Origin of the sequence: Sedimentibacter acidaminivorans (genome assembly GCF_017873955.1) — a bacterium.
Lineage (GTDB): Bacteria > Bacillota > Clostridia > Tissierellales > Sedimentibacteraceae > Sedimentibacter > Sedimentibacter acidaminivorans.
Window position 1 is genome coordinate 1 of sequence record NZ_JAGGKS010000004.1, and the last position, 15,360, is coordinate 15,360.

A 15,360-nucleotide genomic window follows, 5' to 3' on the forward strand; every position below is an offset into this window, starting at 1 on the left:
TTACATGACCTTTTTTGAATGCTACATCCTTTTTCACACCTTTGATTATTTGTGTTATATCGTGGCATAAAACTTGCCCTACTGCATCCACTGTTCTAATTTGTTTCATTTATTCCTCCTTATTGGCTCTATAAATATTTCGACTACTCCTCCACAAACCATACCATCATCCTCTGCATCCTGTCCTGTCATATCAACTTTTACTAATTTCGATTTATTATTATCCATACAAGTAAGTGCGGTTTGCCTAATTGAAGCTTCAACACAACCACCTCCAATAGTTCCAATCATAGTGCCATCCTTTAATACCACCATCTTTGTACCTACCCCTCTAGGTGTTGAGCCTTTTCTTGAAACAATGGTAATTATTGCTTTAGGTACATCTATATATTTTCCACCTAATATACAATCAATCACTTCATCACTGTACATTCCACTCAAGGCACCTTTGTTTTTCATTTCAATAATCTGTGCCATTATAGAAATAGCAATTTCTGCTGGTGTTTCTGCACCAATTTTTAATCCAATAGGAGTGTATACTTTGTCTAATTTTTCGCGAGGTATACCCTCTTCCTCTAAATAATCTAACACCTTGGCAACTCTTAGTCTGCTACCTATCATTCCAACATAAGCACTTTCCTTTTCAATAATTTTATACAAACATGTTTGGTCATATCGATGTCCTCTTGTAACAATTACAAAAAATGTTCCTTTATCACCAATTATATGGTCCAAAGCATTATCAAAGCTATCGCAAATTACATTATCAGCACCTGCATTTCTAGCATTATTAGCAAAAAGCATACGATCATCAATCACAGTTACAGGTAAATCTAAGAGCTTACACATTTGTATAATCGAGATTGAAATATGACCAGCACCACATACAACTAAATTATAGTTTTGCCTCATAAATTCAATATATATAATATCATTACCAAATTTAATTAATTGACTTTTTTCATCTTGTGGAATGATTTTTATTACTGACTCCCAATCTACTTTATTATTAGTATTATAAATAATTTCTCCATCTGCTAATATAAGCTTAGAACCTATATTATCACCAGATACAATTGTAATAACAATATTTTTTTTATTCTTATCTAACTTTTCTAAAATTTCGTAAAAATCCATATAACCTCCACAATTTAATAATAAATAATTTATTATTCGTTATTTTTTTAAAAATATAACGTTATAATATTATAATTCATTCTATACTTAATTTCAATATTATTTTAATATTTTAACAATTTAAATAGTAAACCATAATATTAAAACAAACACGTTATACATTGTAAAACATAACGAAAACAAAAACTAAGTTGAAGTTAAAAAGAGATGTCACAACACATCTCTTTTTATAATTCTTCAACTTTTTTAATCTTGTATTAAATTTTTATCAACAATCGCTGTAGAAGGACTGTCAACTACGTCATATTCTTTATATTTAATCAACATTTTAACTGTACTGTAAACCATGAGGGCAACAACAAACAATAATGGGAATGCTGATACTATTGCAAGCTGTTTCGTTGCATCTATACCACTAACTGCTCCTACTTTACCTGCTGTTGCTATATTAATAAATGCAACAGATGACATTACTATACCCCAGAACATCTTTATATGTTTAGGTGGTTCAGTTGTAGAGTTATTTTTAGCATTAATAGAAAGCGATGAAACTGTAGTTGTCATTGAATCAGCTAAAGTTACAACTGACAAGAATGCTGTTATCATAAACAATGCACTTAATAATTTACTCAATGGGAAGTTAGAGAAAAAGTTAAATACTGCTGATTCTAAGCCACCTGCTTGTATACCTTCCCATAACTGAGCACCATTCATTTGGAGATTAATTGCTGATGAGCCAAATACACCAAACCATACTATTCCAAACATACCTGGTAATAAGAAGTTAAATAAAGTAAATTCTTTCAAGGTTCTTCCTACTGCTATTTTAGCTAAAAACATACCAATCAATGGTGTATACGCTATCATAAAACTCCAGTAGTTAATTGTCCACCAAACTGGCCATTGATCTCCATCAAATGTTCCAAGATAAGTAGCTTGTGTAAAATAATTGTCTAGATGGAATCCCATAGCTTCAACTGTCATATTAAGTATATATTTTGTAGGTCCAAATACAAGAACGAAAATCATCAATCCAATATATATTTTTGCATTTTTATCGGATAAGAATTTTACACCTTTATCAATACCAGTATAACTTGATATAATAAATGTAACAACTATCGTCAATAGTATAACTCCCCAAACTAAAGTAGTAGGTTGAATTCCAAACAATAAGTTCATTCCGCTTCCTAATTGCATTGATGCAACTCCTAACGAAGCTGAAACTCCTCCAGCAAGACCAAATAAACAAAGAATGTCAACTATATCTCCTGCTATACCATTTACTCTGCTGCCAATTACAGGATACAAGCAAGATGATACACGATATGGAAGTTTCATGTTATATACTGCATATCCAATACCAATACCTGCTACACAATAAAATGCATACAGTGCAGGTCCCCAGTGCATGTAAGATGTACTCAATGAATATAAAGCTCCCTCTTTAGTTGCTGCTTCATATCCAAATCCAGGTATTGGAGACATTAAATGTGTTAAAGGTTCTGCAATTCCCCAAAATACTATGCCTGTTGCGATACCACCACAAAGTGAAATAACAAACCAATTCCATTTGCTCATTATAGGCTTTGCATCTTTTCCGCCTAATACTATATCTCCATATTTTTTTGAAAATAATAACCAAATACATATGAACATCATTGCTAAAGCAACCAAGTCATAAAGCCAACCAAACCATTGACCTGCAAAATTTACTATAGAACTTTCTGCTGATGCAAATGAAGCTGGTGATACTAAACCAAGAACTATTATGGCTATATAAATAATTACCATAGGTATGAAAACTATTTTTCTAATCTCTACCTTGTCCAAGCCCTTTACTTTACTATTCATGTAAATCCTCCTTTAGTATATATAATTAATTTCAACATGATTATATAATACAATCGTCAAAAAAAAGTCAAAATGTATCGTTTTCATTTATGTTAATAAATATCTAATAAGCCTTAAAAATAATTTAATTATATTAACAATTTTCCAGACTTCATCAACTCATATGATTTTTGAATGTCAATGCTCAAATTCCTATCTTTATCTAAAAATGGTATCTCACTTCTTATTGCTTTATATGCTGTTTGAGTGCCTTTGCCCATTTTCACACTTCCCCTCAAGTCAACGGCTTGTGCGGCATGTATTGCTTCCATCCCTATTATATATCTTAAATTATCTATAATCTTTTTTACTTTATCTGCAGCTAATGGAGCATTACTAGCTCTATCTTCTATATTTCCTGCTAATGCAAAATAATCCATTGATGATGGGTTAGCTAACATTCTATTTTCTGCATCCAAATAAGTAAATGATTTTTGAATAGTACCATACGCTATTGTTTTAGTTTCATTTGGAGTTAAGAATCTAGTAAGCTTTGTAAATGATGGGTCTGAAAGTTTAATCATTCTATTGCATGATGATTTTGAAAGATGACACAAGGCAATACCAAGCATCTCTACACCTAAAACTAATGATGTTATTTCAAAATTTGCACTTACTGAAACTCTTTCTTCATCCGTAACTATACATGGGTTATCATCTGTAGAATTTATTTGAACAATCAAAAATTTCTTAATATAATCTAACGCGTCATATATAGAACCATTAACTGCAAACGAACATCTAAAGCTCAAAGAATCTTGCAGTGCTCTACCTTCATGAGGTTCATTTAAATAACTTCCATCTAAATATTCTCTGCATTCTTTAGCACACTTTATTTGCCCCTTTAATTTCCTTAAATTATTTACACTCTCATCTAAAGACTGAACTACGCCATTAAGACCTTCCATTCCTAAGCAATATATCAAATTAGACATCTTAATTAATTCTTCTGTTTCTTTAACAAGCATTACAATATATGCTGTTCCCTGCGCATTAGAAGAAACTATACTCAAACCATCTTTAGGACCTAATACTGCGGGCTTCATTCCTTCCCTTTTCATGGCTTCCATAGAGTTTAGTATTTCACCTTTGTAGCTTGCCTCACCTTCACCAATTATTGATAAACCAATATGGGACATTGTAGTGATGTCACCCTCTCCAATCGATCCCCTCCTAGGTACACGAGGGTGTATTCCTTTATTAAGAAAATCCTTATAATGTTCTAGAATTTCTACTGAAATACCTGTACAACCATAAAGTGCAGTATTCAATCTAATGAGCATCATAGCTCTAACTTCTTCATCAGTGCTGAATGGTTCAACTCCTAAACTGTGGCTGTTGAGAAGGTTCCGATTATATGTTTCAAAAAAATCTACATCAAATTCCTTATCTTTATTCCAACCAACACCCCTATTTAATCCATAAACAGGATGGCCTTTAGCGGCTAAATCAAAAAGAATCTGTCTAGCTTTAGCCGCTTTCTCTAATGCTTTCCCATCAATCTCAACCTGCTTATGATTATACGCAACCTCATAAACATCCTCAAGACTTAAATCATTTCCATTTAAAATTACTTTTTCCATTTTTAAACCACCTAACCTATTTTTTATTACTTATAGCATTCATAACAACTTCTGGTGTTGCTGGATAAATTGTTATGTTTGTATCTAGTGCAAAGTTTATTGCATTTAGTACTGCAGGTGCTGGTGCTACTGCTGCAAGTTCTCCTACACTCTTAGCTCCATATGGACCAAATGGCTCATTTTCTTCTATTGTCATAACTCTCACTTCTGGCATTTGAGGAGCATTTAATAAGTGATATTTTGAGAAATTTGTTGATTTAACATATCCGTTTTTATCTATATCTATTTCTTCTAAAAGAGCCATCCCAAGACTCATGTGAGCTCCACCCTGTATTTGACCTTCTACAATTTGTGGATTTATCGATTTACCTATATCATGTACTGCCAGTAAGTCAATTACTTCAACATATCCTGTATATTTGTCAACTTTTACTTCGGCAAAAGATGCTGCGTGTGTTGCTGGATTTGCTGGTGATTCATATCTTTCAAAGACAGACATTGATTGGGAATGCTTTGTTTCTAATTCCACTGCAACATCACCATATGAATATTTTTTATCTGAATTTTTTTGATATACAAATCCATTAGATGCAATTACATCGTCTTCACTATAACCCTTTAATTTACAGAAAGAATCTATGACCTTTTTTCTTAAATTTTCTCCTGCTGATTTAACAGCCCCTCCACATACAAATGTAACTCTGCTTGCTTGTGTTCCAGCAGAATCATATGGAGTTGCAAGTGTATCCACTTCTAAAACTCTTACCTTATCCACATTTATATCAAGAGACTCTGCAGCTATTTGCTGCATAGTTGTTACAGTACCACAACCCTGATCATGTATCCCTATTTTTACGAGAACACTTCCATCAGCAAATATACTCATATCCACATTTGAAAAGTCTGGATAAGCTCCCATATACCCATTTCCATGGACAGCACATGCCATTCCAACACCATAAGCATACCTATCTGTATCTTTTGTTTTAATATTTTGTCTTTTGTTTTTCCAGTCAAAATCTTCCATTCCATTTATAACGCACTGTCTGATTTTTGTATTTCCTATATCTGTTCCGCCAGTAGGATCCTTTGCTCCTTCTTTTACTAAATTATTAAGCCTAAACTCACATGGATCCATTCTTATCTTTTTAGCTGCATTATCTATATTTATTTCTGTTATTGCATGTGCTTGTGGCGATCCATATCCTCTACATGCACCTCCAGGTATAGTATTTGTATAATACGAATTACCTTGGAAATATTGATTTTGAATGTCATACATCCTAAATAATTTTTTTCCAATAGCCATTGCTACCGCTGTAGAATTAGTGTGGTATGCTCCACCATCAATATCTGCAATTATTTTTCTAGCTAATATTTTACCCTCTTTACTAATTGCAGTCTCAACACTAATCTCTGTAGCATTTCTACTTCTAGTTCCTAATATAGCATCTTTTCTATCCATATAAAGCATCACAGGACGATTTAGTGTATATGCTGCAAATGCGCATATTGGTTCTAATACTGTTTGACCTTTTCCACCAAACGAACCTCCCATGACAGCTTTTATAACTCTAACTTTATTAAATGGTATATTAAGAACGCTAGCTACATGGTATTGTATTTGAAATGCAGTTTGACAAGGACTCCATACAACTAAACTACCATGTTCGTCAATTTCACTTAAGCATATGTGCGGCTCAATTGCAGAGTGATGAATTTTTTGTGTTTTTCCTGAATCTTTTATTATATAATCCGCTTTTTTAAATTCTTCTTCATAATCTCCACAATTTATACTTTTAGAAAATGCTACATTTGAATCATTTTTTATAATCGCTTTATTTTCTTTTGCTTGTTTTATACCTACAACACTTTCTAATTCCTTGTACCCTATACTTAGTTTCGATATAGCTTCTTCTACAACTCTTTTGCTTTTTCCTACTACTAATGCTATTCTATCTCCTACAAATCTTGCTCTGTTGCACAATAAATATTCATCTTTGTATTGATTACCCCCCGCAAACCACTCATGAGAATTATATAAAACATGAGGAATATCATCATAAGTATATACCGCTTCAATACCTTCAATGTTTAATGCTTCACTTTTATCCATTTCAATTTCAGCATGAGGTTTTTCACTTAATACAAGCTTTGCATAAAGCATGTTGTGTCTTTTCATATCACATATAAATTTCGTTTTTCCTGTTGCTTTATCGTATGTGTCATCTTTAATTATACTTTTACCTACATATTTTAACTCTTCCATATCTATCTCCTCAACTTATTCAATATATCATCTATTAAACCTTCTGCTGCTGATTTTTTATAGTGTTTTGAGGTTCTATTTGGTATAGCATTTTCGATTTCCATGTAAATTGCATCATGTATATCCGCAGAAACTATATTATTAATGTTTTTATTTAGTATTTTCTCTTCAATAGATTTTGCTCTAATAGGTTTAGGACCAACTGCGCCTAGATATACTACTGAATCTTCAATAATATTGTTATTAATTTTAATTTTAACGCAACAATTTAACTTTGAAATTGTAACTGCTTTTCTTGAACCAATCTTTGAAAATGCCGATTTAGCGTTATTTTTCTTAATAATTATTTTAGTTATTACCTCATCAAAATTTAGATTGTTTTTTTCTAGTCCTTCAACCACATTTTCAACCTTTTCAATTCTTCTATTACCTAATGGATCAATTATTTCAACATTTGCGTCATATGCAAATAAAACAGGTATTGTATCTCCACTCTGTGACGAATTTGCAACATTTCCCCCTATGGTAGCTTTATTTCTTATTTGTTGGGAACCTAAGTTGTATACTGCATCTATTAAGGCAGGCACATGCGCATTTATTAATGGATTATTTTCTATTTCAGTCATAGTTACACATGAACCTATTATGATTTCTTCATCAGTTTCGTTTATTTCTTTAAGTTCTTTTAATTTTGTTAAGTCTATTATGTTGTAACCAAAAATACCTTTTTTATTAAAATGAATTATTAAATCCGTACCACCTGCTATTATATAGGTATTATTATCCTTGTTTTTAAGAGAATTACACAACTCCTCAATTGTACATGGAGCTTCAAACCTTGCCATATTTACACCTCTTTTCCAACTACATCTTGCACAGCTTTTACAATTTTATTGTATCCTGTACACCTGCATAGGTTTCCTTCTATAGCCCTCTTTATTTCTTCTTCTGAGGGGTTAGGGTTTTTCATCAATAAAGCCTTACAAGACAGTATCATTCCTGGAGTACAAAATCCACATTGTATAGCACCATTTTCTATAAACGATTTTTGTATAACATCTAGTTCTCCACTTTGTTCCAAGCCTTCTATTGTTATTATCTCAGAACCATTTACCTGTCCTACTAGTATAGTACATGATGTTACAGCCACTCCATCTAATATTACTGTACACGAACCACATTCACCTTCTGAACAGCCTTCTTTGACACCAGTTAAATTTAAATCATCTCTTAAAAAATCTATTAATCTTGTTGTTGGATCTACATCCATTTTTATTTTTTTTTTATTTACTACTACTTCTATTTTCATATGTCCTCCAAACGATAGTTCATCTGCCCTTTTTCATATTATAAAACATAGAAGTCAAAAAAAAGTCAAATAATCTATATTAAAAGACTATTTGACTTGTATATTTTTATTTAATACTTTCAAAAAACTGATTTGACTTTTTGTTTAAACCATTATTACAATATTTATTAGAATAAAGAATCGCTAATTCTATATAATTTCTTGATTTATCTTTGAGATTCTTTTTATCATATATAAGTGCTAGGCAGTAATAAACTTCAGCTCTACCCCAAGCAAATATAGTTTTATTATATGATTTTAAGGATTTCAACAAATAAAACTGTGCTTCATCATAAATCCCAAGTTCAAATTTCGTATAACCAATTTTAGAAAAAATCAGTGCTAGTGCTGGAAAATCTTCATCATCATCACATAGCTCGTATGCCTTATAGTAAAAACTTATAGCTTTACTATATTTTTTTTGAAGTCTCCTACTTTCTCCTAAATAAAAACTAGCTGCAACTAAATTTAAAATATATTTTCCTCTATCCGCTAAAGAATTAAATAAATCTATTGCTTGCAAAATATACTTTTCTCCATCCTCATACTTACCTTCCAAAACATTTAAATATCCTTTATATCTTAATAACAAACCAAATTTAGCTCTATCACTTGCAATATTTGCAACCTTTTCTGCATTTTCAATAGTGTCTGACATTAAATCTAATTCATTAGTGTTTATTGCATATTGGATAAGTTGAAGATATCCCTCAAACGCATATAAATAATACTTCTTTTTTAATGAAAGATCTATCATATTTCTAATTGCTTCTAATCCCTTCAATGGATTGCCAATATCCTTATGAAACCTACCATATAAGTGAAGATAAATTAAACCTAGCTCATATATTTCCTCATCACTTTGACTCTTTAAATCTTCATACATTTCCTTTAACTTTTCAAATTTTTCTTCCAAAACCTTTTCATCAGTATAGTATTCAAAAACTCCAGCAGTCTTTTTATCATCTACTATAGGAAATATTTCATGACTAACATCAAGTATAACTTGCATTCCTTTCATTTCATACTTAAATACCTTATATTTATTATCGGATCTAGTAAAATGAAATATTAGATTAGGATGAAATAGTCTGTCGTTTTTATTATTATTTAGCCTACTCTCATAATATTCACCTATTATTTCATGCAAAACCATTCGTTTTGAATTAGAAACATTGTTATATATATATTCTCTGATTTTTTGGTGGGTAAAAATCAACATATAACTACTGTCTGTATATTTCTCTTCTTTTAAAATATTTTTCAATAATAATTCTTCTATTAAATCCATTAATTCTATACTTTTAATACCTGTAACTTTTGAAAGAATTTTAATATCAAAAGCTTCATAGAACATAGAGCAAATAGTCAAAAGTTTTCTAGCCCCTTCACTAAGGTTTAAAATTCTACTATTAATTAAAAATGCCATTTTATCTGTAATTTTTTTTTCATTCATTCCTTGCTTGAGGCTGTTCATCATCTCTGTTATAAACAAAGGATTTCCTTCACTCTCATCATAAATAAGTTCGCTGTCGCTTTCAACCTCCGGCATAATTAATTGTATAAATTCTTTAGTTTCTAATTTAGAAAATCTGTTTAATTCAAGTTTAGATACATTTTTATATGGACATAAATTCATATAAAATTTTTCAACAGAACTTACATTTTCACTTCTACACGATGCTACAAACATTATTTTATATCTATTTGATGATATTACTTTGCACAAGAGTTCTAAACTACTTTTATCTGCCCATTGCAAATCATCAATAACAAATATTATTTTTTCTCTTTTGCTTATAATCGAAAACATATCACATATATAATTTTCCATAAAAAGATAATTTCTTTTTATGTTTGTATCTAGTGCAAAATCACTAGTTTCAATATTTAGTGTTGGAAATGCTTGCTGAACATAATCAATTATATCAGACGGTATATTTATATTTATCGACTTGATTAAGTATGTTAAGTTCTCAAATATTTTATCCCATAGTTTAAACATAAACTCAGATTCAACATCATAGCAAGATACTTTGATTAGAATAAAATCTTTATATAAATTTTCAGTTACTTCTTCTAATAATCTTGTTTTTCCAACACCTGCTTCTCCATATGCAATATATGAACTGAAATCTTTATTACTCAGAAATTTCATAAAATTATTTTTTAATATTTGTATCTCTTTTTTACGACCATAAAAATCTGCTTTCTTTTTTACTACCTTAATAGCTGTATGCATTTTAAGTATATCATCAAACATTTTTCTTGTTTCTACTGATGGATTTACTGACAAGTTTTCTCTTAATGTTTTATCCAGCTTATTATATGTATTAATTGCTTCACTGTATTTTCCTTGTTTGCTGTATATTAACATTAAATTTCTATATCCAGCTTCCTCAAATTCTTCGATTTCGATAAGTTTTATACAACATTTTTCACATAGACTATACTCATTTTTTTTCATCAACAAACTAATTATTTCTTTTAAATTTTCTACAAATAACTTTCTATATTTATTTCTTAAAACAACTAACCATTCTTCAAATTCAAGTGACAATTTATTTTCAATGCATTCTAAAAATTCTCCCGTATATAAACTTATATAATTATTTATATCGTTTTCTTCTGTTTTTTCATTTATAGTAAATTTCTCTATCTCCCTTATATCTGTAAACAAATCACAATCATCATCTATTTGAAGCAAAGATCTCTTTGGAGAAATTACAATATTATCATAAAGATTCCTTCTTATTGTGTATACAGCATTTCTCAAACTTTTTTTTGCGACTTCTTCCTTTACATCTCCCCAAAGAAATGAACACATTTTATTTCTCATTATATTTTTCTCATATGCTAAAATATAAATAATGCATTCTGCCTTTGCAAATGGAAGATGTATTTCAGTTCCATTTAATTTAATTGAAGGAATTCCCAAAAATTTTATTTCTAGATTATTCATAGCATACTCCTCATAAATAAGCTTCTAAAACATTTTCAAAACTATATAAATACAAACTGTTATTATTTAATTTAAAGATAATTTTATAAATGCAAAAATTTTTATATTAGTATAACACGAAATGTGGCATTTTGTCTAAATAAAAAAACCAACTTATACAAATTGTATAAATTGATTTTTTTATTGTATACTATCCCCCAGCTAAAAGATGAATCATTTGTACATTATCACCATCGTTTACAATAGTTGTTGGATAATCTTCTACCTCTATATGTTGATTATTAATTTTTACTATAATCTTCGGAAATATGAAATTTTTTTTATTCATAATATCTTCAACTGTCATTCCCGCTTCCCAAGGAAAATCTCTTCCATTTAGCTTAATTATTTGTATCACCTCAACTTGATTCAATCCATAATAATATAAATATATTATTGTAAATCTTTAACTACATCCACTAGTATTGGTAAATCCATTCCCAAATCCTTTAAACGTTCTAGTGTTGGTACTCCATTAGAATTCCAGCCTCTTCTTGCATAAACTGCATCTATAAGTTTCTCATATTGATTTTCTCTGTGTTTTCTTAGAACTGCCATTTTTTCCTCAGTAGATTTACCTTCTGTATCATATCCTAAAATCTCTTTTAATTGTCCATCATATCTTTCTTGTCTTGATTCATATTCTTCTTTTGTTACAGGACCCATTGAGCGATATGGAACTCTGTCATTTGCTCTTAATCCTTTACCAAGTCTAATATTAAATATTCTTTGGAAATTATAAACTCTTTCCGATTCTCTAACCATATCAGTTGTATTTAACCTTTTACCTGTTACGCCATAAACTACATCTAAATAATTCTGCACATGCTCAGGAATTTTAGCAGGTTCAGATGTATACTTATTTCCTTCTGGAACTATATCATTCCAAGGAAGTTTACATAAACCATACAACCCAAACCAAGTTCTAAACATTGGGAAATAATAAAGTGCTTCTGCCTTATCTTCAAATGTTGGGATTTGATTATTAACCATATCCATAAATATTAACCATGCTTCATCATGCTGTGGTCCTTTGTTCGTAAGACCAAATCCACCTTGTTGTGCTAAGGATTCTTTTGAACCATATTCAGAATACTCTAATCCTTTTTGCTCCATTCCAATATCGAATAAGAAATCTGGGTCTGCCCCATACTCTTCTGAAAAAATCTTTTTCATCTGATGAATACCTTGGCCTACTACTACTCCAAAGCCTTCGCCTCTTGACATTTGATGCAATAATTCAACTGATGCTTCAAAGTTTCCAAATTTAAGATCTAAGCCACCAGTTATCTCCTTATTTATAATACCTCTAGTGTAACATTCCATAACAAAAGCCGTTGAAGTTCCAAAAGATATAGTATCTATTCCATAGGTATCGCAATAAAAGTTTATTTCTAATATGGCTCTTGGGTCAAATATACCACAGTTAGATCCAACTCCAGCAGTAGTTTCATACTCTGGACCATCTACTGTAACTCTTTGTCCTTTGTATGGACCTGTTTGAAGTTCAAAATTATCAGCAGTTTTAGCACATGCCATAGAGCACCCATACCAACATCCATCTTCCAGACCTTGTGTTAAATAATTATTAATTAAAATGTCTGGCCCAATTTTTTTAGCATCTTCATGTCCACCATACTGATAATTCATTACAGGTAGCAAGTCATATGCGCTCATAATTTCTACTGAATAGCCCGTTCCTACTTTTCTCATTCTGTTTTGTTTATCATCTAAATTATGCATTTCTTTATGCATTTTTATTCCTGCTTTATTTATAATAGCTTGGTCAACAGGATTATTTAAGTTTCCTTTAACTCCACTAAATTTAACTACAATTGCTTTTACTTTTTTATCTCTAAAAACTCTACCTATTCCTCCACGACCTGCTTGCTTAAATCTAGTTACTTTTCGTCTTGTATCATACAAAGAGAAATTCAATAAACCCATTTTAGCATGCTCTGCCCCGGTTCCAGCAGTTACAACTGATACATTTCTTTTATCTGCCTCATTGTCTGCATACATTTCTGTAAGCTGCTCAGCCAAAACATGTGAATCTATTGCTTCAAGAGGAGCTTCTTCTATTGTTATAACACCCTTGTTACCATCTATGTATATTATGATATCTTTTTCTGCTTTTCCTTGTAATTCTAATGCATCCCAACCAGCAAACTTTAATAATGGTCCAAAATATCCGCCAACATTTGAATCAATTGGAATATTAGTCATAGGAGATATGCTACATACTAGTGATTTCCCTGAACCTGGATATTGAGTTATTCCACAAACAGGACCTCCACAAATTATAATTTCATTTTCAGGATCATTCCACTTTGTAGTAGGTGTTGTTCCATTCCATAAATACCAAAGTCCAAACCCCTTTCCTCCTACAAATTTATCTTTCATCATTTGAGTTACTGGCTTTGAATCAATTTTATTTTCAGAAATATTTATATATAAACTTCTATCTGTATAGCCTTTATCTAATTTTCCCAGCTCATATTTGTATTCTGTTAAAAGTTTTCTACCTTCTTTTAAAGTATTAATATCCATATTATCATCTCCTCCTGCTTAGTCAGCACATACTCTTTCTTTTGCTTCTGAATCGTCTTTTTCTGCAATAAAAATAGCTCCTGAAGGACATTTTTTAGCACATAATCCACAAGCTATACATTTAAAAGCTTCTATGTAATCATCGTGCTGTCTCATTGCATTTTCGGGACAAAAGCCTACACACATAAAGCATCCAACACAATCCTTTTTATTAATCCTCACCACACCTAGCTTATCTCTTTTTATTGCCTCTACTGGACATATATCTATGCACTTTCCACATTGATTGCAGACGTTAATTTCTGGTTTGCCATCGTTTGCAATAAGTATGCATGATTTAGCTTTATCTTTAGTTTTAAAATAAGTACTAGAACATATTTCTTCACACAAACCGCATTGAATACATTTACTATCGTCTTTCGCTAAATATTTCATTTATTCATTACCTCCTCAAATTATTTTTTTAAAACAACTATAATAATTTTAAATAAACCTTCTATAATATTATAGTTGATTAATATATTAAATTCAACATCATTGTGTAATTTAAGGCCTACCCATTATTACTTTTAGTAACATTTTTGGATTTAGTAATTTTATGTTATTTTTTCAATAAAACATATGTGTTTAACTAAATGAAAAAGACACGAATTATCGTGTCTCAATGCTATCTAACAACTCTATTAATTTTTCACCTTCAAACAAATATTTTTCATTACAGAAATGACAAACAGCTTCTACTTGACCATCTTCTTCGATTATTTTTTTTAATTCATCTTTTCCTAATGATATAAGTGCCTTTTCCATCCTATCATAAGAGCAATCACAGTTAAAACCAACTGGTATTTTTTCCATTATTTCAATATCAAACTCTTTGAAAATTTCCTTTGCAATATCTTCTATATCACTGTCATTATCAAAATACTCAGACACAGATTTAATGCTGCTTAATTTATTCTCTATCAAAGCTATATCTTCATCTTCAATAAATGGCAATGTCTGAACTATAAAACCACCTGAGGACTTTATACTATAATCTCTATCAATTAAAACACCCAGTGCTACTGCAGAATTCTGCTGCTCTGATAACCAATAATACATTGTAATATCTTCAGCTATTTCTCCTGTTACAATATCCGTACTACCTACATACGGTTCTTTCATTCCTATATCTTTAATTACTGTGACCTTTCCATCTATACCAACTGCTTTACCTACATCTAGCTTGCCATTTTCTTTAGTATCTACGTCAACATTCGGATTATCTACATATCCTTTTATATTACCTTTATTATCCGATGTTATTAGGATATTACCAATAGGTCCTCCACCGTTTATTCTAATAGTAATTTTATCTTCATCGTTTTTCATCATATATCCCATCATTAATCCCGCAGTAAGAGTTCTTCCAAGTGCTGCTGAGGCTGTTGGTGTTGTATTATGATGTTTCCTAGCCTTTTCTACTGTTTCAGTAGTTTTCGCCATAAAAATTCTAAAAGATTTTTTCTTATCCATTGCTCTTATCATGTAATCCATTATTTTTTTCCTTTCCTTTTTCAATTGCTCGATTAGTTAAATA

At 30.6% G+C, this 15,360-nt stretch carries 11 protein-coding genes and 1 pseudogene; all 12 read right to left on the reverse strand.

The genetic code is table 11. From position 1 onward, the window contains the following. A pseudogene (locus J2Z76_RS16640) lies at positions 1–109 on the reverse strand (molybdopterin-binding protein); the annotation flags it as partial. Continuing rightward, entirely contained in the window at positions 106–1,137 is a 1,032-nt protein-coding gene (locus J2Z76_RS07390; protein WP_209511402.1) for an XdhC family protein, read from the reverse strand. The gene J2Z76_RS07390 and the pseudogene J2Z76_RS16640, both read right to left, overlap by 4 nt. Before the next feature lie 246 nt (positions 1,138–1,383). Further along, positions 1,384–2,991 carry a BCCT family transporter gene (locus J2Z76_RS07395; RefSeq protein ID WP_209511403.1) on the reverse strand — a complete coding sequence of 536 codons (1,608 nt, stop codon included), beginning with the start codon at positions 2,989–2,991 and terminating at the stop codon, positions 1,384–1,386. Between the two features lie 128 nt (positions 2,992–3,119). Next, positions 3,120–4,613 carry an HAL/PAL/TAL family ammonia-lyase gene (locus tag J2Z76_RS07400; protein ID WP_209511404.1) on the reverse strand — a complete coding sequence of 498 codons (1,494 nt, stop codon included), beginning with the start codon at positions 4,611–4,613 and terminating at the stop codon, positions 3,120–3,122. Between the two features lie 16 nt (positions 4,614–4,629). Further along, on the reverse strand, positions 4,630–6,882 hold the full coding sequence (locus J2Z76_RS07405) for a xanthine dehydrogenase family protein molybdopterin-binding subunit (RefSeq protein ID WP_209511405.1): 2,253 nt from the start codon (positions 6,880–6,882) through the stop codon (positions 4,630–4,632). 2 nt (positions 6,883–6,884) lie between these two features. Then, positions 6,885–7,727, reverse strand: a complete 843-nt coding sequence (locus J2Z76_RS07410; RefSeq protein ID WP_209511406.1) for an FAD binding domain-containing protein — start codon at positions 7,725–7,727, stop codon at positions 6,885–6,887. A gap of 2 nt (positions 7,728–7,729) precedes the next feature. After that, positions 7,730–8,191: a (2Fe-2S)-binding protein gene (locus J2Z76_RS07415; RefSeq protein ID WP_209511407.1), complete on the reverse strand. Its 462-nt coding sequence runs from the start codon at positions 8,189–8,191 to the stop codon at positions 7,730–7,732. A gap of 106 nt (positions 8,192–8,297) precedes the next feature. After that, on the reverse strand, positions 8,298–11,192 hold the full coding sequence (locus J2Z76_RS07420) for an AAA family ATPase (RefSeq protein ID WP_209511408.1): 2,895 nt from the start codon (positions 11,190–11,192) through the stop codon (positions 8,298–8,300). Between the two features lie 190 nt (positions 11,193–11,382). Then, a complete protein-coding gene (thiS, locus tag J2Z76_RS07425; protein WP_245210379.1) occupies positions 11,383–11,604 on the reverse strand; it encodes a sulfur carrier protein ThiS in 222 nt (73 codons plus the stop codon). A gap of 20 nt (positions 11,605–11,624) precedes the next feature. Beyond that, positions 11,625–13,781, reverse strand: coding sequence for an aldehyde ferredoxin oxidoreductase family protein (locus tag J2Z76_RS07430; RefSeq protein ID WP_209511409.1), 2,157 nt, complete (start codon positions 13,779–13,781; stop codon positions 11,625–11,627). A gap of 18 nt (positions 13,782–13,799) precedes the next feature. Beyond that, the gene (locus J2Z76_RS07435; protein WP_209511410.1) at positions 13,800–14,216 is read right to left on the reverse strand and encodes a 4Fe-4S binding protein; all 417 of its coding nucleotides are present in this window, start codon (positions 14,214–14,216) and stop codon (positions 13,800–13,802) included. Between the two features lie 216 nt (positions 14,217–14,432). Then, complete coding sequence (gene hslO, locus J2Z76_RS07440; protein WP_209511411.1) at positions 14,433–15,317, reverse strand: Hsp33 family molecular chaperone HslO; 885 nt, start codon at positions 15,315–15,317, stop codon at positions 14,433–14,435. Positions 15,318–15,360 lie beyond the last annotated feature (43 nt).

Coding starts and splice junctions, on each gene's coding strand:
- J2Z76_RS07390 (WP_209511402.1), bottom strand. CDS start 1,137: ATGGATTTTTACGAAATTTTAGAAAAGTTAGATAAGAATAAAAAAAAT.
- J2Z76_RS07435 (WP_209511410.1), bottom strand. CDS start 14,216: ATGAAATATTTAGCGAAAGACGATAGTAAATGTATTCAATGCGGTTTG.
- hslO (WP_209511411.1), bottom strand. CDS start 15,317: ATGGATTACATGATAAGAGCAATGGATAAGAAAAAATCTTTTAGAATT.
- J2Z76_RS07410 (WP_209511406.1), bottom strand. CDS start 7,727: ATGGCAAGGTTTGAAGCTCCATGTACAATTGAGGAGTTGTGTAATTCT.
- J2Z76_RS07415 (WP_209511407.1), bottom strand. CDS start 8,191: ATGAAAATAGAAGTAGTAGTAAATAAAAAAAAAATAAAAATGGATGTA.
- J2Z76_RS07400 (WP_209511404.1), bottom strand. CDS start 4,613: ATGGAAAAAGTAATTTTAAATGGAAATGATTTAAGTCTTGAGGATGTT.
- J2Z76_RS07395 (WP_209511403.1), bottom strand. CDS start 2,991: ATGAATAGTAAAGTAAAGGGCTTGGACAAGGTAGAGATTAGAAAAATA.
- J2Z76_RS07420 (WP_209511408.1), bottom strand. CDS start 11,192: ATGAATAATCTAGAAATAAAATTTTTGGGAATTCCTTCAATTAAATTA.
- J2Z76_RS07405 (WP_209511405.1), bottom strand. CDS start 6,882: ATGGAAGAGTTAAAATATGTAGGTAAAAGTATAATTAAAGATGACACA.
- J2Z76_RS07430 (WP_209511409.1), bottom strand. CDS start 13,781: ATGGATATTAATACTTTAAAAGAAGGTAGAAAACTTTTAACAGAATAC.